At 60.6% G+C, this 18814-nt stretch carries 20 protein-coding genes and 1 pseudogene; 16 read left to right on the top strand and 5 right to left on the bottom strand.

The features are described from left to right. Window positions 1–28: 28 nt before the first annotated feature. The 14 genes from MTX21_RS18980 to MTX21_RS18915 all read left to right on the top strand — a co-directional run bounded on the left by MTX21_RS18980 (window position 29) and on the right by MTX21_RS18915 (window position 13685). Window positions 29–2017 (top strand): conjugal transfer protein TraG, encoded by a 1989-nt coding sequence (locus MTX21_RS18980; RefSeq protein ID WP_280966287.1) that lies wholly within the window; start codon window positions 29–31, stop codon window positions 2015–2017. A 6-nt stretch (window positions 2018–2023) separates the two neighbouring features. After that, entirely contained in the window at window positions 2024–2449 is a 426-nt protein-coding gene (locus MTX21_RS18975) for a CopG family transcriptional regulator (protein ID WP_280966286.1), read from the top strand. Window positions 2450–2584: 135 nt separating this feature from the next. Continuing rightward, window positions 2585–3913, top strand: a complete 1329-nt coding sequence (locus MTX21_RS18970) for an MFS transporter (protein WP_280966285.1) — start codon at window positions 2585–2587, stop codon at window positions 3911–3913. Between the two features lie 182 nt (window positions 3914–4095). Continuing rightward, complete coding sequence (gene trbB, locus MTX21_RS18965) at window positions 4096–5058, top strand: P-type conjugative transfer ATPase TrbB (RefSeq protein ID WP_280966284.1); 963 nt, start codon at window positions 4096–4098, stop codon at window positions 5056–5058. Between the two features lie 52 nt (window positions 5059–5110). Continuing rightward, window positions 5111–5383, top strand: a complete 273-nt coding sequence (locus MTX21_RS18960; RefSeq protein ID WP_280970926.1) for a TrbC/VirB2 family protein — start codon at window positions 5111–5113, stop codon at window positions 5381–5383. After that, window positions 5383–5646: a VirB3 family type IV secretion system protein gene (locus tag MTX21_RS18955; RefSeq protein WP_280966283.1), complete on the top strand. Its 264-nt coding sequence runs from the start codon at window positions 5383–5385 to the stop codon at window positions 5644–5646. The genes MTX21_RS18960 and MTX21_RS18955 overlap by 1 nt, the downstream gene beginning before the upstream one ends. A gap of 10 nt (window positions 5647–5656) precedes the next feature. After that, a complete protein-coding gene (gene trbE / locus MTX21_RS18950) occupies window positions 5657–8098 on the top strand; it encodes a conjugal transfer protein TrbE (protein ID WP_280966282.1) in 2442 nt (813 codons plus the stop codon). Next, entirely contained in the window at window positions 8095–8823 is a 729-nt protein-coding gene (trbJ, locus tag MTX21_RS18945; RefSeq protein ID WP_280966281.1) for a P-type conjugative transfer protein TrbJ, read from the top strand. Before trbE ends, trbJ begins: the two co-directional genes overlap by 4 nt. Continuing rightward, window positions 8823–9191, top strand: coding sequence for a putative entry exclusion protein TrbK-alt (trbK-alt, locus tag MTX21_RS18940; RefSeq protein ID WP_280966280.1), 369 nt, complete (start codon window positions 8823–8825; stop codon window positions 9189–9191). The genes trbJ and trbK-alt overlap by 1 nt, the downstream gene beginning before the upstream one ends. Beyond that, window positions 9188–10417, top strand: a complete 1230-nt coding sequence (gene trbL / locus MTX21_RS18935) for a P-type conjugative transfer protein TrbL (RefSeq protein ID WP_280971396.1) — start codon at window positions 9188–9190, stop codon at window positions 10415–10417. Before trbK-alt ends, trbL begins: the two co-directional genes overlap by 4 nt. Window positions 10418–10515: 98 nt before the next feature. Then, a complete protein-coding gene (gene trbF, locus MTX21_RS18930; RefSeq protein WP_280966278.1) occupies window positions 10516–11199 on the top strand; it encodes a conjugal transfer protein TrbF in 684 nt (227 codons plus the stop codon). Next, window positions 11196–12230, top strand: coding sequence for a P-type conjugative transfer protein TrbG (trbG, locus tag MTX21_RS18925; protein ID WP_280966277.1), 1035 nt, complete (start codon window positions 11196–11198; stop codon window positions 12228–12230). The genes trbF and trbG overlap by 4 nt, the downstream gene beginning before the upstream one ends. After that, window positions 12227–13438 (top strand): TrbI/VirB10 family protein, encoded by a 1212-nt coding sequence (locus MTX21_RS18920; RefSeq protein WP_280966276.1) that lies wholly within the window; start codon window positions 12227–12229, stop codon window positions 13436–13438. Before trbG ends, MTX21_RS18920 begins: the two co-directional genes overlap by 4 nt. Window positions 13439–13442: 4 nt before the next feature. Further along, window positions 13443–13685 carry a DUF2274 domain-containing protein gene (locus tag MTX21_RS18915; protein ID WP_280966275.1) on the top strand — a complete coding sequence of 81 codons (243 nt, stop codon included), beginning with the start codon at window positions 13443–13445 and terminating at the stop codon, window positions 13683–13685. 188 nt (window positions 13686–13873) lie between these two features. Here MTX21_RS18915 and MTX21_RS18910 read toward each other — a convergent pair whose 3' ends face one another. From MTX21_RS18910 to MTX21_RS18895, 4 genes are all read right to left on the bottom strand, one after another. Continuing rightward, on the bottom strand, window positions 13874–14782 hold the full coding sequence (locus tag MTX21_RS18910; RefSeq protein WP_280966274.1) for a TauD/TfdA family dioxygenase: 909 nt from the start codon (window positions 14780–14782) through the stop codon (window positions 13874–13876). A 375-nt stretch (window positions 14783–15157) separates the two neighbouring features. Further along, window positions 15158–15304: a hypothetical protein gene (locus tag MTX21_RS18905; RefSeq protein ID WP_280966273.1), complete on the bottom strand. Its 147-nt coding sequence runs from the start codon at window positions 15302–15304 to the stop codon at window positions 15158–15160. A 449-nt stretch (window positions 15305–15753) separates the two neighbouring features. Then, a complete protein-coding gene (locus MTX21_RS18900; RefSeq protein WP_280966272.1) occupies window positions 15754–16383 on the bottom strand; it encodes an FMN-binding negative transcriptional regulator in 630 nt (209 codons plus the stop codon). Between the two features lie 63 nt (window positions 16384–16446). Further along, window positions 16447–16605 (bottom strand): hypothetical protein, encoded by a 159-nt coding sequence (locus MTX21_RS18895; RefSeq protein ID WP_280966271.1) that lies wholly within the window; start codon window positions 16603–16605, stop codon window positions 16447–16449. A 33-nt stretch (window positions 16606–16638) separates the two neighbouring features. Here MTX21_RS18895 and MTX21_RS18890 point away from each other — a divergent pair, with 33 nt between their 5' ends. Beyond that, on the top strand, window positions 16639–16965 hold the full coding sequence (locus MTX21_RS18890) for a DUF433 domain-containing protein (RefSeq protein ID WP_280966270.1): 327 nt from the start codon (window positions 16639–16641) through the stop codon (window positions 16963–16965). A gap of 171 nt (window positions 16966–17136) precedes the next feature. Here the strand turns inward: MTX21_RS18890 and MTX21_RS40090 are convergent. Beyond that, window positions 17137–17268 (bottom strand): annotated as a pseudogene (locus MTX21_RS40090) (recombinase family protein); the annotation flags it as partial. Window positions 17269–17594: 326 nt separating this feature from the next. Between MTX21_RS40090 and MTX21_RS18885 the strand changes: the two are divergent. Next, window positions 17595–18797, top strand: a complete 1203-nt coding sequence (locus MTX21_RS18885) for a cytochrome P450 (protein ID WP_280966269.1) — start codon at window positions 17595–17597, stop codon at window positions 18795–18797. The last annotated feature ends 17 nt before the right edge of the window (window positions 18798–18814 follow it).

Genomic DNA, 18814 nt, shown 5'->3' with positions numbered 1-18814 from the left:
CCAATTCAGTTACGGAAGGACGTTCGGGATGTCCGGAACCAAGATCCTCTGGGGACAGGTGATCGTTGTCGGCCTGATCGTTTTGCTCGCCATCTGGGGAGCAACCGAGTGGACGGCTTGGCGGCTCGCCTGGCAACCGGAGCTTGGGCGGCCCTGGTTCGAACTGTTAGGCTTCAAGGTCTACTACCCGCCCGTCTTCTTCTGGTGGTGGTTTGTCTACGACGCCTATGCGCCGCAAGTCTTCGTTGAGGGCGCGTTCATAGCAGCGTCGGGGACCTTCGTGTCGATTGCAGCGGCGATTGGTATGTCGATCTGGCGGGCGCGTGAAGCCAAGAATGTCGAGACCTATGGTTCGGCGCGCTGGGCTGGTCTGGAGGAGGTGAGGGCGGCCGGGCTGCTCGGTCCGGATGGTGTGGTGCTCGGCAAGCTCGACCGTGACTACCTCCGCCATGACGGACCGGAGCACGTCTTGTGTTTTGCACCGACCCGGTCGGGAAAGGGTGTCGGCCTCGTGGTCCCCTCGCTGTTGGCTTGGCCCGGCTCGGCCATCGTTCACGACATCAAGGGCGAGAATTGGCAACTGACCGCTGGCTTTCGCTCGCGGCATGGCCGCGTCCTGTTGTTCGACCCCACCAACCCAAAGTCATCAGCCTACAATCCGCTGCTCGAAGTCCGGCGCGGGGAATGGGAGGTTCGCGACGTACAGAACGTCGCCGATGTCTTGGTCGACCCCGAGGGCTCCCTCGACAAGCGGAACCATTGGGAGAAGACCAGTCATTCCCTCTTGGTCGGTGCCATCCTCCACGTCCTTTATGCCGAGGCTGACAAGACTCTGGCCGGCGTCGCCGCATTCCTCTCCGATCCGAAGCGGCCGATCGAGGCGACGCTGAAGGCGATGATGACCACGCCGCACCTTGGCGAACAGGGTGCTCATCCTGTGGTCGCCTCGATCGCGCGCGAGCTCCTGAACAAGTCGGAGAATGAACGTTCCGGCGTCCTGTCCACTGCGATGTCGTTCCTCGGACTCTACCGCGATCCCGTGGTGGCCCAGGTGACCCGCCGCTGCGACTGGCGGATTGCCGATCTGATCGCAGATAGCCGCCCGACGACGCTTTACCTCGTGGTACCACCGTCGGATATTTCTCGGACCAAGCCATTGATCCGTCTGGTACTGAATCAGATCGGTCGACGGCTGACCGAAGATCTGCACGCCCGAGACCGTCGGCATCGAGTCCTGATGATGCTCGACGAGTTCCCAGCTCTTGGGCGGCTTGATTTCTTCGAGTCCGCGCTCGCCTTCATCGCGGGATACGGCATCAAGAGTTTCCTGATCGCGCAATCGCTCAATCAGATCGAGAAGGCTTACGGGCCCAACAACGCCATCCTCGACAACTGCCACGTTCGCGTCAGCTTCGCGACCAATGACGAGCGGACGGCGAAGCGTGTGTCCGACGCCTTGGGCACGGCGACGGAGATGCGTGCGATGAAGAACTATGCCGGTCATAGGTTGAATCCCTGGCTGGGGCACCTCATGGTCTCGCGCCAGGAGACGGCAAGGCCGCTGATGACCCCGGGTGAGGTCGTGCAGCTTCCGCCGATGGACGAGATTGTCATGGTGGCGGGCACGCCGCCGATAAGGGCAAAGAAGGTTCGCTACTATGAGGATCGGCGGTTTACCGAGCGGGTTCTGCCGCCGCCCGATCCGGCGGGGGCTGGCAGATCATCGCGAACGGACGGATGGTCATCGCTCGGAACGCCGGAGCCGACGGGAGGTCACACTGACAAGGCCGCCGAGGTCGAGGAAGACACGGCGAACAGCGGCCTCCGTCGTGAGCCCGAACTCCCCGATCACGTTGCGATCGCCAAGGAGACGATCGAACCGACGCCAGCAGAGGAATTTGCCGTTGTTCTTGATGATGACGAGGATGTCGTCCGTCAGTCGCGGCTCATGCGCCAACAGATGCGTGGCGTCGCCCGCCAGGTTGCCATGGACCCGAATGACGGCATGGAGCTCTGAGGCAATATGCGCGACCGGATGAACGTCTACTTCCCGCCAGAGCTTCTGAAACAGATCTCGGACCTCGCCGATCGCAAAAAGCTTTCCCGGTCTGCGATCGTGGAGGCAGCCGTTGCTTCGTTTCTGTCGCCGGATGGAGCGGACAGGCGGGAGGCAGCGTTTACCCGTCGCCTGGATCGGCTATCGCGTCAGATGCAGAGGCTGGAGCGAGACGTGGGTTTGATGGCCGAGACCTTGGCCCTGTTCATCCGCTTTTGGCTGACAATAACGCCGCCATTGCCCAACGACGCGCAGGCGGCCGCGCAGGCAAAGGGTCGGGAGCGCTTTGAAGGATTTGTCGAGGCGCTCGGGCGCCGTTTGCAGAAAGGGCAAAGCTTTCTGCGCGAGATTCCAGAAGATATCCGCCGCCAGGAAGCGGCCGAAGAAGCTTGATTGAACCATGTAGAAAGACCGTTTCGCCGGTCCCTTCTTTTTCTTCGCTAACCTACGCCCGCAGCGATTTAGCTGAACTGACGAAAATCTGGTCGCGCTATCGGCTCGCACGAGCTGACAGCAAGAGGGGCCAGCATGCAGATCTCGGGGACATGGCGTCTCATCGCACGCGTTTTTCTCCCTTTTGCGGCTGGATACTATCTTTCGTATCTGTTTCGAACGATCAACGCCTTGATCGCCAATTATCTCAGCTCGGATACCGGGCTTGGGACTGCCGACCTCGGGTTGCTGACGTCAGTCTATTTCCTGGTTTTCGCGGCGGCTCAGATCCCCGTCGGAGTATTGCTGGACCGCTTTGGCCCGCGGCGCGTCCAGAGTGTTCTGCTCTTGCTCGCAGCAGTGGGCGCTGGGTTGTTCGCGGTATCGACCGGCTTCCTGTCACTTTTGATCGCGCGTGCAATGATCGGGCTCGGCGTGGCCGCGGCGCTCACGGCAGGACTGAAGTCCATCATCCTTTGGTTCCCCAGGGAACGAGTTGCCTTGCTGAACGGCTACATGGTCATGCTGGGATCGTTGGGAGCGGTGACCGCCACGGCTCCGGTCGAACACCTGCTCGCTTGGATGGGCTGGCGGCCGCTCTTTGAGATCCTGGCAGCCGCTACGGGTGTGACGGCCATTCTCATCTATGTCATGGTGCCTGAACGACCCATTGTCCCATCAACCGCGCACGCCACCCTTGGCTCCGTTTTCGGCGATCGACGCTTCTGGCGAATCGCACCGTTGTCGGCGACTTGCATTGGATCAGCCTGGTCTCTGCAAGGTTTGTGGGCATCGCCATGGCTGACAGACGTCGAGGGGCTTGATCGCGCAAGTCTGGTCCGACAGCTTCTTACGATGTCGATCGTCTTAAGCTGCGGTGCCTGGTTGTTCGGTACGACGGTCCATTACATCAAACGGAGGGGAATCGGGGCGGAGACGATATTAGTGATGGTAACAGTTCTGTTTGTCGCAGCTGAGTTAGCCTTGATCTTGCGAGCACCTCTGCCGTCCATTGTGCCCTGGTCCGTTGTCGCCATTGTCGGAACGGCAACTGTGGCCAGCTTCGCGGTGATAGCGGATTACTTTCCGCCTGAGCTAGCTGGTCGCGCCAATGGCGCCCTAAACGTCCTGCACTTCGGTTGGGCATTTTTGGCTCAATTCGGGACTGGCCTGATCCTGGAGGAATGGTCTGCGAATGGTGGCCATAGGCCCGTCCAAGCCTATCAAGTCGCGTTCGGTCTCAACATAGCACTTCAGATCGCGGCGTTGGTCTGGTTTGCGCTGCCTTGGGGCCGATACCTAGCTTCATGGGCGAGGCCTATTCCGTTCTTCGTGCCGGCCAATGTTTCCAACGTTGTCGAGTCAGTAAGCTCGTATGAGAATTCGGTCATACTCATACCCGCGGAAGACGATGCGGCGTGGTGAGCAACACCTCGCCGTGGACCGGTACGATTGAGTAGCCGTCAAATATCAGTTCTCAGTCTTCCTTTTTCTACGCCAGCCTACGATCACTGAAAGCGGTTGTTGCGCCAAGTCTATCGGTGCATTTTCTAATGATCCCCATCTGAGGGCGCTCTTTGGGCGTCCTCATTCGGTGGGGGCGAACGATGGCAGTCCATTCCTTTCAATCGGAAGCGAATTCGCGCGGTGCGCGAATGCTGCGTAGCGCGCTCGGCACAGCGATTGCCGGCTACCTCGAAGATGAAACGATCATAGAGGTGATGCTCAACCCAGATGGGCGGTTGTGGATCGATCGGTTATCGAATGGCCTGATCGACACAGGCGAAACTCTGTCGGCTGCGGATGGCGAGCGCATTGTTCGCCTGGTTGCGCATCACGTCGGCGCCGAGGTGCATGCCGGCGCGCCGCGGGTTTCGGCAGAACTGCCTGGAACTGGTGAGCGATTCGAAGGCCTTTTGCCTCCGGTCGTTGCCGCCCCGGCCTTTGCTATCCGCAAGCCAGCGGTCGCAGTGTTTACGCTCGACCACTACGTCGCCAAGGAGATCATGACCTCGGAGGAGGCCAAGATCCTGAAGAGCGCGGTCGCTGCACGGAAGAACATCCTGGTCGCCGGTGGGACATCGACCGGTAAAACAACACTGACGAATGCGCTCCTGGCCGAGGTGGCAAAGACTACGGATCGGGTCGTGCTGATCGAAGATACGCGCGAACTTCAGTGCAAAGCGCCCAATCTTGTAGCGCTCCGGACCAAAGACGGCGTGGCCACGCTATCGGACCTCGTTCGGTCCTCGCTGCGCCTACGACCTGATCGCATCCCGATTGGCGAAGTCCGAGGTGCCGAGGCGCTCGATCTGCTCAAGGCTTGGGGTACAGGCCATCCCGGCGGCATCGGCACAATTCATGCGGGCACCGCGCTCGGTGCGCTGCGGCGGCTTGAGCAACTCATCCAGGAAGCCGTCATCACGGTTCCGCGTGCCCTGATCGCCGAGACCATCAACCTCGTTGCAGTGCTGGCGGGGCGCGGCGCTGACCGTCGCCTCGCTGAACTCGCCCTCGTCATCGGGCTTGGCGCCACCGGCGACTACAGCCTTTCATCAGCGGGAGACTGACATGCGTCGGCAATTGCGTTTTCTTCGAGGTGCATCGTTGGCCGTGTTCGGCATGGTGGTTTTGGGAGCGGCGCCGGCATGGGCGGCCGGCTCGAACATGCCGTGGGAGCAGCCACTCAATCAAATCTTGCAGTCGGTTGAAGGACCGGTCGCCAAGATCATCGCCGTCATCATTATCGTGGTGACCGGGCTCACGCTCGCGTTCGGGGATTCGTCAGGTGGTTTTCGCAGGCTGATCCAGATCGTGTTCGGATTGTCGATCGCCTTTGCCGCCTCGAGCTTCTTCCTGTCGTTCTTCTCCTTCGGCGGCGGCGTGGTGATCTGATGGATGATCAGGTGGCAGGCTTTGTCGTGCCCGTTCATCGCGCGCTCACTGAGCCAATCCTGATGGGCGGCGCGCCGCGGTCGGTCGCGATCGTCAACGGCACGCTTGCGGCAGCTCTGGGGCTGGGACTTCGGCTCTGGATCGCGGGTCTGGTCCTCTGGTTCATCGGCCACATGGCCGTCGTCTGGGCCGCCAAGCGCGATCCCGCCTTCGTCGATGTGGTGCGCCGACATCTGCGCATTCCCAGTCATCTCAACCTCTGAGCTATCGGTCATGTTGAACCTTGCCGAATATCGCCATTCCAGCGCGCGCCTCGCCGACTTCCTGCCTTGGGCAGCCCTTGTTGACGAAGGAATCATCCTGAACAAGGACGGCTCGTTCCAGCGGACAGCAAAGTTCCGCGGACCCGACCTGGATAGCGCAGTGCCGGCTGAACTCGTCGCCGTCGCGGGTCGCTTGAATAACGCCTTGCGTCGCCTGGGATCAGGCTGGGCCGTATTCGTCGAAGCGCAGCGTCATTTTGCGGGGACCTACCCGCCTAACTCCTTTCCGGATGTCGCGTCTGCGCTGGTTGACGCGGAACGCAGGGCTCAATTCGAGGAGGCGGGTGCCCATTATGAGTCCAGCTACTTCCTGACCTTCCTCTATCTGCCTCCAGAGGAAGGGGCCGCCAGGGCAGAGCAACTGCTTTACGAGGGCCGCGACCGCACCGTCGGAGCCGACGCGCGCGAGGTCCTCCGTGGGTTTATCGACCAAACCAACCGTGTGCTGCAACTCGTCGAAGGGTTCATGCCCGAATGCGCCTGGCTCGATGATCAGGACACGCTGACCTACCTGCACTCGACGATCTCGACCAAGCGTCATCGGGTACGAGTGCCCGAAATCCCGATGTACATCGATGCGCTGTTGGCCGACCAGCCGCTGACCGGCGGGCTCGAGCCGATGCTGGGCTCAGCCGATGTCCGGGTTCTCACGATTGTCGGCTTTCCGGGCGCGACGACCCCGGGAATACTGGATGACCTGAATCGCCTGGCATTTTCGTATCGGTGGTCGACCCGCGCGATCATGCTCGACAAGACCGATGCCACCAAGCTGCTGACCAAAATCCGCCGCCAGTGGTTCGCGAAGAGAAAATCAATCGGCGCCATCCTCAAGGAGGTCATGACCAACGAGGCATCGACGCTGCTCGATACCGACGCCCACAACAAGGCGATCGATGCCGATGCGGCTTTGCAGGAACTGGGGTCGGACCAGGTCGGGCAGGCCTTTGTCACCGCGACCATTACCGTCTGGGACCGCGATCCCGGTGCCGCCGATGAAAAGCTCCGTCTGGTCGAGAAGGTCATTCAGGGTCGCGATTTCACCTGCATGATCGAGACGGTGAATGCCGTCGAAGCCTGGCTCGGCGGCCTGCCCGGGCACGTTTACGCCAACGTGCGGCAGCCTCCGATTTCGACTCTTAACCTCGCCCACATGATTCCGATGTCGGCCGTGTGGGCGGGCGAGGCGAGGGACCTACACTTCAGGGGCCCTCCTCTGTTGTTCGGCAAGACCGAGGGCTCAACGCCGTTCCGCTTCTCGCTCCACGTCGGCGACGTCGGTCATACCCTCGTGGTGGGTCCGACCGGCGCCGGCAAGTCCGTGTTGCTGGCTCTGATGGCGTTGCAATTCCGCCGCTATCCGAACTCTCAGGTCTTTGCGTTTGACTTCGGCGGTTCAATCCGGGCGGCCGCGCTCGCCATGAATGGCGACTGGCATGATCTCGGCGGCGCACTGTCTGGCGGGGACGAAAGCCCCGTTGCCCTGCAACCGTTGGCCTGGATTGACGATCCTTCCGAGCGCGGATGGGCCACGGAATGGATCGGCGCGATCCTCGCACGGGAAAAGATCGAGATCACTCCGGAGGTCAAGGATCATCTGTGGTCGGCGCTGACGTCTCTTGCCTCGGCGCCGAGAGAGGAACGCACCCTGACGGGCCTGTCAGTCCTTCTACAATTGAACTCCCTGAAGCGCGCCCTGCAACCATACTGCCTGGGCGGACCTTCCGGCCGCTTGCTCGATGCTGAATTCGAGCGCCTTGGCGAGGCCTCGGTCCAGGCGTTTGAGACCGAAGGCTTGATAGGCACGAGTGCGGCCCCGGCCGTGCTGGCGTATCTGTTCCATCGGATTGGGGATCGTCTCGACGGCCGGCCGACACTCCTGATTGTCGATGAAGGGTGGCTTGCCCTCGATGACGAGGATTTTGCCGGCCAGCTCCGGGAATGGCTGAAGACGCTGCGGAAGAAGAACGCGTCGGTCATCTTCGCCACCCAGTCGCTCTCGGACATCGACGGCTCCGCGATCGCGCCGGCGATTATCGAAAGCTGCCCAACGCGCTTGTTGCTGCCGAACGAACGAGCGATCGAGCCGCAGATCACGGCGATTTACCGTCGCTTCGGCCTCAATGACCGCCAGATCGAGCTTCTGAGCCGGGCAACGCCAAAGCGCGACTATTACTGTCAGTCCCGTCGCGGCAACCGGATGTTCGAACTTGGTCTTGGTGAGATTGCGCTCGCATTCACCGCAGCCTCTTCCAAGACAGACCAGGCCACCATCACGCAACTTATCGCTGAACATGGCCCCGACGGTTTCGTGCCCGCCTGGCTCCAGCATCGTGGCGTCGCGTGGGCCCTCGACCTGATCCCCAACCTCGTCAATCTGGAGAAATCGCTATGAGACCTCTTCGCCTATTGGCGACTACGGCCGTCTTCGCGCTGGTGCTTGGCGTTACGGCGCCCGCACGGGCACTGATCGTCTTTGATCCCAACAACTACGTCCAGAATGTCCTGACCGCCGCGCGGGAACTCCAGCAGATCAACAATCAGATCACCTCGTTGCAGAACGAGGCGCAGATGCTGATCAATCAGGCAAAGAATCTGGCTAACCTGCCGTATTCGTCGTTGCAGCAACTGCAATCGTCGATTCAGCGGACCCAGCAACTGCTGGCCCAGGCTCAGCGGATCGCCTACGACATCCAGCAGATCGATCGCGCGTTCTCGACCAGCTACGCGCCAGCGACCAGCAGCCAATCGAACCAGTTACTGATCTCCAACGCTCAATCGCGATGGCAGAATTCCTATGCCGCGACGCAAGACGCGCTTCGTGTCCAGGCAGGCATCGTTGGCAACCTCGACACTAATCGCATCCAGACATCGGCCCTCGTAACCTCGAGCCAGAGTGCCAGTGGCACCTTGCAGGCAACTCAGGCCGGTAACCAGATCCTCGCGCTTCAAGCGCAACAACTTGCCGATCTCACGGCGGCCGCGGCGGCGCAGGGCAGGGCGCAGAGTCTCGAAGCGGCTCAGCGCGCCTCGGCCCAGGATCAGGGGCGAGAGCAGCTCAGACGATTCCTGACGCCTGGACAGGGCTATCAATCCTCCAATGTGCAGATGTTCCACTGATGACTGAGGTAAAGGCATTCAAGGCGTTGTCGCTGCTTACGACAATCGGCGTATTAGTGGTCGCGGCCTGCACGATTCAGCTTCGCGGTGGCGACGAGTCGCCAGCGCCGCCGAAGGCGGAGCGGACGACAGATGTAATCAGCTCTGACCTCGCACGCTGCCGCAGCGTCACTGCGGAGGAAACGGCAGGTTATCAGCATTGCAGACAGGTCTGGGCCGAAAACCGGCGTCGCTTCTTCGGCAAGAAGAACGGTCCCACAGATCCTGGCCGAGATGATTCCGCAGGTTTGGCGCCCGGCCCAAAAGACCAGAGCCGGATCCCGCAAGGTTATCCGCAACCGGGGACACCTGAGGCGAGCAAGCCATGACTGGTACCGGGATCATCGACCAATTCCTGGAAACGTTCACGCGTTACATCGACAACGGCTTCGGGTTGCTGGGGAGTGACGTCGGATATCTCGCAACGATTCTTGCCGCGATCGACATCACACTCGCAGCGCTATTCTGGAGTTGGGGACCAGACGAGGATATCATCGCGCGCCTCGTCAAAAAGACGCTCTTCGTCGGCGTGTTTGCTTACCTCATCAGCAATTGGAACAGCCTGGCGCGCATCGTCTTCGAGAGCTTTGCGGGGCTTGGGTTGAAAGCATCGGGTGCAAGCCTGTCTGCATCCGATTTCCTGCGACCTGGAAAGATCGCCCAAGTCGGACTCGACGCCGGCCGACCGCTGCTCGAGTCGATTTCCAACCTGATGGGCTACATCAGTTTCTTCGAAAATTTCGTCCAGATCGTCGTTCTCTTGTTTGCGTGGGTCGTGGTGCTGCTCGCCTTCTTTATCCTGGCGATCCAGCTCTTCGTCACCCTGATCGAGTTCAAGCTTACCACGCTGGCCGGCTTTGTGCTCATTCCATTTGGCCTGTTCGGCAACACCGCATTCGCGGCAGAGAGGGTCTTGGGCAACGTCATATCTTCGGGGATCAAGGTTCTGGTCTTGGCCGTTATCATTGGCATTGGATCGACCTTGTTCTCGCAGTTCACCGTTGGCTTCGGCGGCGCTCAGCCGACTATTGAAGACGCAATGACGCTGGTCCTTGCTGCGCTCTCTCTGTTGGGACTCGGCATTTTTGGTCCTGGTATCGCAAACGGCCTGGTATCCGGCGGACCGCAGCTCGGCGCCGGCGCCGCGATTGGAACGGGCCTTGCTGCCGGCGGCATTATTGCGGCAGGCGCAGGTGTCGCCGCCGGCGCCGCTGGTCTCGCTGGCGGCGCGATTGCAGGCGCCGCGCGCGGTGGCGGCGCTGTTATAAGCGGAGCATCAGCCGCCTATCGAAGCGGTGGTCTTGCTGGCGTCGCGGAGGCGGGCGCTTCCGCTGTCATGAGCCCGTTGCGTCGTGCAGCTGCCGCGCCCGGCGGAGGTGGGGAAGCCGGCGCGCAAGCCGCGAACACTTCGACCGAAGGGCAGCCCGACTGGGCGCGCCGCATGAAACGCGCCCAGACCATTCGGCATGGTGCCTCGGCAGCTGGCCACGCGGTCCGCTCCGGAGATCACGGCGGCAGCGGATCCTCCGTCGATTTGTCCCAGGGAGAGAGCTGACACGCACCACTGCTGTTCTACCGCGGTCGCGCAGCCGCATCTCAAATCCGAATACCACGCGAAGCAAAGCCGATCACCTGATCCGGGGGCCATTATCGATGTTCAAACGACCTTCCGTTCATTACGGGCGCATGCCCGAGCCGATCACGCCTTACCAAAAGGCAGCGCAGGTTTGGGACGAACGCATTGGATCGGCCCGCGTGCAGGCTAAGAACTGGCGCCTGATGGCGTTCGGCTGCTTGATGTTATCAGCCGGTCTCGCAGGTAGCCTGGTTTGGCAATCGAGCCAGGGCTCGATCACGCCCTGGGTGGTCGAAGTCGACCATCTCGGCCAGGCCCAAAGGGTTGCGCCGGCGAACATCGACTATCAGCCCACAGACGCCCAGATCGCCTACCATCTGGCGCGCTTCATCGAGGATGTCAGAGGCCTGCCCGCGGACGGCATTGTTCTGCGCCAAAACTGGCTCCGGGCCTATGATTTTACGACCGATCGCGGCGCCGCCGCGCTCAACGATTATGCGCGCAACAACGACCCCTTTGCCAAGCTGGGCAAGGCCCAGATCTCGGTCGACGTCTCGAGCATCATTCGGGCATCTTCAGAAAGCTTTCGGGTCGCGTGGACCCAGCGCATCTACGACAACGGCTCGTTGAGCTCGACTGAGCGCTGGACTGCAATCCTAACGATCGTGATCGAGACGCCGCGCGATGCCGAACGTCTGCGCAAGAATCCCCTTGGCGTCTATGTTCGCGCCATCAACTGGTCAAAGGAGTTGGGTCAGTGATCAAGACGCCGTCTGACGTTCATTCGAAATGTTTCCTTCAGCAAAGCAGGCTCAATTCGGCTTGGCACGAGTTCGTGAGCTCGAAGCGTGCATTTCTATCCGCTCTTCTGCTTTGTTCGTCTCTGCTCGGTGGGTGCGCGACCTACATACCGCCGGAGATCAGCTATGACGCTGAAGTTCCTCCGTTGGCGGCGACGCCAGTGGCTCTCGACGACAGATCGCGACCGCTTCATGTTCCACCCCTCTGGAAGCCGGCGCTCGGCGGCAAGTCGGGAGGGAAGGAAGACGCTGAACCCGTGGGGCGGGTTGAGACCGCAAACAGCGCAGCCCGGGTCGAACCGCGCAAGCGGGGGTATTTCAATGCAGCCCAAATCTACGCCTACAGTCCCGGAGCGCTGTATCAGATTTACGCCGCACCGGGGCAGATCACGGATATCGCGCTCGAGGAAGGAGAGCAGTTAACGGGATCAGGGCCCATCGCGGCCGGAGACACCGTACGCTGGGTCGTTGGGGATACCGAGAGCGGGAGCGGCGACACGCGACGCGTCCATATCCTGGTCAAGCCGACCCGCGCATCGATCGAGACCAATCTGGTCGTCAATACCGATCGGCGCACCTACCTCATCGAGCTCCGCTCCCGCGAGCGACCATACATGCCATCCGTTGCCTGGTACTATCCCGAAACAGTCCGCGAGCGGTCGCGCTCCCTCGCTCTGAAACCCGTTCTTCCGGATCCGGCGCAGCGTATCTCTCGCTACGCAATCGAAGGGGACAGTCCTCCCTGGCGGCCGCTCGCCGTATATGACGATGGCCGCAAGGTCTATGTCGAATTCCCGCAAGGCATCGTGCAAGGTGAGATGCCACCGCTCTTTGTCATCGGCCCCGACGGCAAGACCGAACTCGTCAACTATCGTGCCTACAGTAACGTGTTGATCGTTGATCGGCTGTTCGCAGCCGCCGAACTGCGGCTCGGTGGTGAGCACCAGCAGAAGGTCAGGATTGTCAGGACTGACGGGAGACCGTCGTCATGAACGCTCAGAATGGAAACGATCAGGAGCAAGCAGCTCCACCGGAGACACAAGAGGAACAGTCCAAAAGCTTCCGCCTGAGAGCAGAGCATCCGCGCGTGACACGGTTGTCCCGAAAAGTCCTGGCGGCAGGGAGCGCGGCTGCCTTGCTTGTGGTCGGTGGAGCGGTCCTGTGGTCGCTGCAGAACAATCGTCCCCGAAGCCAGCCGGCCGATGAGCTCTACAGCACTGACCATCGCAATGTCGCCGATGGCATTACGGCTCTGCCAAAGGACTACGCTGGCGTTCCGCAGCAACCAACCCCGCAGCTTGGCCCGCCGCTCCCTGGTGACCTCGGCAGACCAATCCTTGCTGCCCAAGGACAGTCGCCGACCATCGGCGGTAATCTGGAACAGCAGCGCCAGGATCAAGAGACCGAGGCCGCTCGCATCAGCCGTTTGTTCGCTGCGACCAATGGGCGAGACGTGCGACCCGCCGACGCTGCGGCTGCTGGGAGCGATCGCTTCGTGCCACCGAACGCAACGAGCACTGGCGAAGACGCATCTGCGCAGAACGCTCAGGACCGAAAGCTTGCTTTCGTGAGCGCCTCGGTAGACCGTCGCACGGTCAGCCCTGACCGTGTCACCAGGCCGGCTTCACCATATATGGTGCAGGCTGGGACGGTCATTCCGGGAGCCTTGATCACGGGCGTCAGGTCGGACCTGCCAGGCCAAATTACGGCCCAGGTGACCGAGAGCGTATATGACACCCCGACCGGCCGCTTTCTGCTTGTCCCTCAGGGGGCGCGTCTGATCGGCATCTACGATAGCCAGGTCACTTTCGGCCAGTCTCGCGTCCTGCTCGTCTGGACACGGCTGATCATGCCGAATGGACGTTCTATCGTTCTCGAGCGGCAGCCTGGCGCTGACACTGCCGGGTATGCAGGTCTCGAAGATCAGGTCGACAATCACTGGGGCGAGTTGTTCAAGGCTGCGGCACTATCGACGTTTCTGGCCGTCGGGACCGAACTGGGTGCCGGCTCGGACACCAATAGCAACGACAGTGCAATCATCCAGGCATTGCGACACGGCGCCTCGGACTCACTAAACCAGACCGGGCAGCAGGTCGTTCGCCGCAGTCTCAGCATCCAGCCTACTCTGACCGTGCGACCTGGCTTCCCGGTTCGTGTTCTTGTCAATCACGACCTCATACTTACGCCGTATAGAGGGTGACGACATGCCAAAACTCAAAATAGGAGAGCTTCCAGACGACAAGCCCGTCAAAGTGACTACGGAGCTGCCTGCGGCCGTGCATCGTGATCTCATTGCATATGCAGAAGCGCTTACGCGTCAGGGTGGTCAAGTGGTCGATCCGACTAAACTCATCGCCCCCATGTTGGCGCGCTTTATGGCCACGGATCGAGGATTTTCTAAACTGAAACGTGAAGGCCACGTACCGGCCGCTGGCGAAGGACAGTGATGCTCAAGGTCTCCTCGAAACTGTTTGTCGACGCTAAATAGTTGCGCGCGTCAACCTAGGCGCTGCCGAGTTGGCGCAAGAGCTGAGATATCGTGTTGGAAAGTGTGTTCCCGCGTCTGCCCGAAACAATTCCGATTACCAGGTTTTCTCGGTTTTCAGACGCGAGAGCGCTGGGCGTCGACGTGCAGTTATTCGGTCACCTTCAGGCGCGTTACACTGCTCCGGCCATCGACGCTGACAGGCACGTCACCCTCGATCGTGGCCCGACGCACGACGCGATGCTGGTCCCCGTAATCGTTGACCGCGTAATGCTGCGTTGCGCGGTTATCCCATATAGCAATATCGCCCTCTAACCAGTTCCAGCGCACAGTGTTTTCGGGCGCGGTGATGTGAGACTGGAGCAGATCGAACAGCTTTTGTCCGTCGTATTTGCGGATTCCAATAAAGTGCTTCACCAAGGCGCCGAGCACTAGCGTCCGCTCGCCTGTTTCGGGATGGACGCGTACGACGGGATGCTCGGTCTCAAAAACCCTTCTGGTGAACACCTCGTCAAAATGTTTCTTGTCGACCTCGCGGACCTGCGCGATCCCGGCGTAATCGAAGACGTTGCTGTGAACGGCCCATAGGCCCTCGGCAAGCCGTTGTAGCGGCGGCGGCAAACCAAGATAAGCGGCAGCTGTGTTCGACCACACGGTGTCGCCTCCGAACGTTGGCATTACAACGGCCCGCAGGACCAAAATCTTGGGATAGGCGTCGGCGAAGGTCCCATCCGCATGCCAAACGTCGGCGCGACCGCCGCCGCGAGTGGAGTCCAGTTCGAGGAGCGACGCCATCCCCTTGGTAGCACCGAGCATCGGATGTGGCACTAGCTTTCCGAGACGAGCGGCAAAGCGCTCATGCTCGGCGTCATTGAGATGTCCTTGATTGCGGAAGAAGATCACCTTGTGCTCGAGCAATAAGCTGTTGATCGCGGCGATCGTGTGATCCGGTAGGTCGCCTGATAGCTTGATATTTTTGACTTCGGCACCGATGCGCGCTGCACGTTTCACAACATCGGTGCTCGGAATGACGCCTCCGATCAAAGCGTTTGTGCTCATGTTGCTTTTCCAAGCCCTTGCAGTTCTTCCTCGCCCCTTGGGACAAATGATCTTCAGCAAGCATCGTGCCAAGCGAAACACAAGCATGTACTCGACAATGGGCAGTAAACGAATCGTGGCATTTGGCGCGAGTCCTCGAACTGAGCCAATGGTTGGGCCGAGTGACGAAAGAACTCGCTCACCGAGCTCACCCCTTCGAATGTCGAATCGCGAAGCGGACAGCAGGAGCGAGCAAACGGCAGATCTTCCGTCATGCTTTTGTAATCACTAACTGCGTTGAAGAAAGCAATGCTTCTGTAGAATTGGTAATAATTTATGGTGGTCATGAATCATGTAGTCCGGCCCTGCCGCGCGGAAGCGCGCCTCGGAAACAAATCATCCCACGATTGATACGTTGACGAGACCGAGATTGCGGGCAAGTTCTGTCTCAACTGGCATATTGCTCACTATGACGATGACGGTTCTTTCTGGGGACAAATCATTGGCCTGCATATACAAGCGCAGCCGCTCTTGCTTGCTCATGCTCCTAAACTGAGTTGCGCGGCTCGCAAATGTCGAAATGTCGCTGACGTGAGTCTCGATTCCAAGTTTTTGCACTTGTGCGCGAATTGGTTCAACAATCTAATTGCTTCCGGGGCGAGAGGGAGTTTGGAGAGCGTGAGCATTGCTGCCTCTGTGGCTCTGTTTCTGGATCGCTTTGTTTTAAGCAATGGCCATCCCAGGCGGCGCGGGGAGCCGCAAAGTCGGATCGGCTTTCGAAAGTCTGAACGCTTATTATGCGCGTTGTACTGGACCTGACACGAGATTGTGCCTCTGTCAGAATACCGACAGGTGTCTGCACAGTGCTGCAAGCCCGAGCTGGCGTTTCCGTTCGTGAATTTCGCGAGGCAATTGATGGCCCGACCGCTGGAGTCTGTGGGAGCTGTAGATGTAAGATGGCTCCGGCGCTGCTGGTCATGCGCATTATCGTCTCAGTCCTGAACCAAGATAAGAGCTGCAACTTCCTGGTCCCGTGCCAGTTTGCTCGCCGCTAGGCCGGTGGCGATACCAATGCGATCAGGCGCAGGGCGGTTTTGGCTCATCTTGCGTTTGCCTTCGATCATGGTGATGGGGATGCGCACGCCGACGATTTCACGCAACTGGGCGGCGATGAAATCCGCGGGAGCATCGCTGACGGCCCAGGGCGTCGCACGTGATGTCTCATGGATATTGGTCAGACGCGTCACAACCTCAAGCAGGCGAGTGGGATCCTCGAAGAACTCAATCGACCCATGGGCGTGGACCACGATGTAATTCCATGTCGGCACCACTTGTTCAGCTTGTCGCTTGCTGGGATACCAGGATGGCGTCACATAAGCCTCTGCGCCAGTAAAGATCGCCAGAGCTTCTCCGATCGGGGCCCTGCGCCATTGCGGATTGCCCTTCGCCAGGTGCCCGTATAGCGCGCCGTGTTCGCCTTCGCTCTCATCGAGGAAGAGCGGAAGAGGCGTCGCAAGTGGCCCATCTGATGTCGCTGTGACTAGGTTGGCCAATCGGGCGCGGCGGATTGTCGCTCGAATATTCTCGATGTCGTCATCTCGAAAGTGGGTTGGTATGTACATGAAGGCTCTCCGTTGGAGGTCATCGAGATAGACGCAAGTCAATATGCGAGAAAACTGCCAGTTTTAGTCGCTCCCGTAGAGCTTTTCCGCTTCCTCATTTGACGTGACGGCTTCGGATTTATTTGGGACGCGGGCGATTCCACTCAGCCGCTTCAGTCCGTCGAGCTGCTGTTGGGTTGGTGTTTCCGTAGCTTTCTCCTGCGGGCTGAGCCAGGCATTCATGGACCTTTAGAGATCTCACCCGGGGTCGTTTGTATGAAGCGATCCGGTAGCTGTCCTTCGACGCGCACCGAGTCGCGTTTTGGCGAACTAGTCCTTGATCTTGGCAAGATCGACGCCGACCTCAAAAGCCGTCTTCATCGTCTGAACTGCGTCGATGGGTACAAGTCGGAGGTGATCGCAACCAACCCATCATTAAGAACACGAGAGTTCCCGTCTATGGTGGACGCCCTCGCCCGTGGGCAATCGGCCGAGGAGATTGTCGACGATTTTCCATCGCTGACGCGCGATCAGGTTGAGGCCGCGATCGAATACGCCATCGTGTCCCCAAGCGAGGGGGCCCCTATCTCCCGCGGAGTCTGAAGCGGGCGCTGGCAGAGCTAGCCGGCCTTGGGTTCGATGACGAAGCCGAGGCGGGCGAGGTTGCGCCGCGCCGGATTCCGCGACCGCGTATTTCATCGACGAGAACGCGCTTCGCGAGTTTGGCACGGGTGCCAACGCGAACGTGCGCAAGTGGCTTGCAACACGCTCCTAGATTAAAGCGCCCTCTGCGCTTGCGCGCCGCACCCGGAATAGGAATTCGCCCGAGGGCGTCGCCGTGTGCAGGTTCTCGGTCAGCGAGCGGAACGCCACCCGATTGTCCTTGAGCGAGGTCACGATGGCGAGCCGAGCAGCGCATCGCGCTGCAGGTCCGTGTTCTGAGACGCGCATGAGGTCAACCAACTGAGCGGATACCGGTCTGAAATAGGTTTCCGTATGGTAGCGCGTGGCGACAGAGTTTCCGCATATTTTTGCGGCACCAGGCGCTTAGCTTAGGGGGCTACTACAAGATTCGGTAGCTGGCTAAAGCCAACTTGACGCCCTAGGATTCGGTCGCCTTCCTCGCCGCATCATCGACCAACAGAAGTGAACGCAAGCGCACGTAAAGTCGGTGACCGCAGCGCCTGCGGGCACCTTCCGCCCTTCCATCGCTTAGAGAGTGAAGTGCCACCGTGTCCGAACAACCCCTCCCGATGCTGCCGATGTGGCGCGTCGATCACATTGAGCCCTCGCCCGAGATGTTGGCACTACGCGCCAACGGTCCGATACACCGCGTGCGTTTCCCGTCCGGGCACGAAGGCTGGTGGGTGACAGGCTACGACGAGGCCAAGGCGGCGCTGTCCGACGCGGCGTTCCGGCCGGCGGGAATGCCGCCGACGGCTTTCACCCCGGATTCGGTGATTCTCGGTTCGCCGGGGTGGCTCGTCTCGCACGAGGGGGGCGAACATGTCCGGTTACGCACGCTCGTGGCGCCGGCCTTCAGCAGCCGCAGGGTGAAGCTGCTGGCGCCGCATGTCGAGGCGATCGCTGCGCAGTTGTTCGAGAACCTGGCGGCCCAGCGCCAGCCCGCCGACTTGCGGCGCCACCTCTCGTTTCCGCTTCCGGCCATGGTCATCAGCGCCCTGATGGGCCTGCTCTACGAGGATCACGCCTTTTTCGCTCGGCTGTCCGACGAGGTGATGACGCACCAGCATGAAAGCGGCCCGCGCAGGGCGTCGCGCTCGGCCTGGGAAGAACTGCGCGCCTACATTCGCGACAAGATGCGGGACAAGCGCCAGGATCCGGGCGACAACCTGCTGACGGATCTGCTCGCGGCGGTCGACCAGGGCAAGGCGACCGAGGAAGAAGCCATCGGCCTGGCGGCAGGCATGCTGGTGGCGGGGCACGAGAGCACCGTCGCGCAGATCGAATGCGGCCTGCTGGCCATGTTCCGCCATCCGCAACAGCGCGAACGCCTGGTCGGCGATCCATCCCTGGTGGACAAGGCGGTGGAGGAAATCCTGCGCATGTACCCGCCGGGCGCGGGCTGGGACGGCATCATGCGCTATCCGAAAACCGACGTGACCATCGCGGGCGTGCATATTCCCGCCGAGAGCAAGGTGCTGGTCGGCCTGCCGGCAACGTCGTTCGATCCGCGCCATTTCGACGAGCCGGAAATCTTCGACATCGGGCGCCAGGAAAAGCCGCACCTGGCGTTCTCCTACGGGCCGCACTCCTGTATCGGCGGGGAGCTGGCCAGGCTGGAACTCAAGGCGGTGTTCGGTTCGATCTTCCAGCGCTTTCCCGCGCTGCGCCTGGCCGTCGCGCCCGAACAATTGAAGTTGCGCAAGGAGATCATCACTGGCGGGTTCGAGGAGTTCCCGGTTTTCTGGTGATGTGCGGACGCCGCTGG

The organism is Bradyrhizobium sp. ISRA430 (genome assembly GCF_029909975.1).
Classification (GTDB): domain Bacteria; phylum Pseudomonadota; class Alphaproteobacteria; order Rhizobiales; family Xanthobacteraceae; genus Bradyrhizobium.
This window is presented reverse-complemented; position numbering and strand designations above follow the sequence as displayed.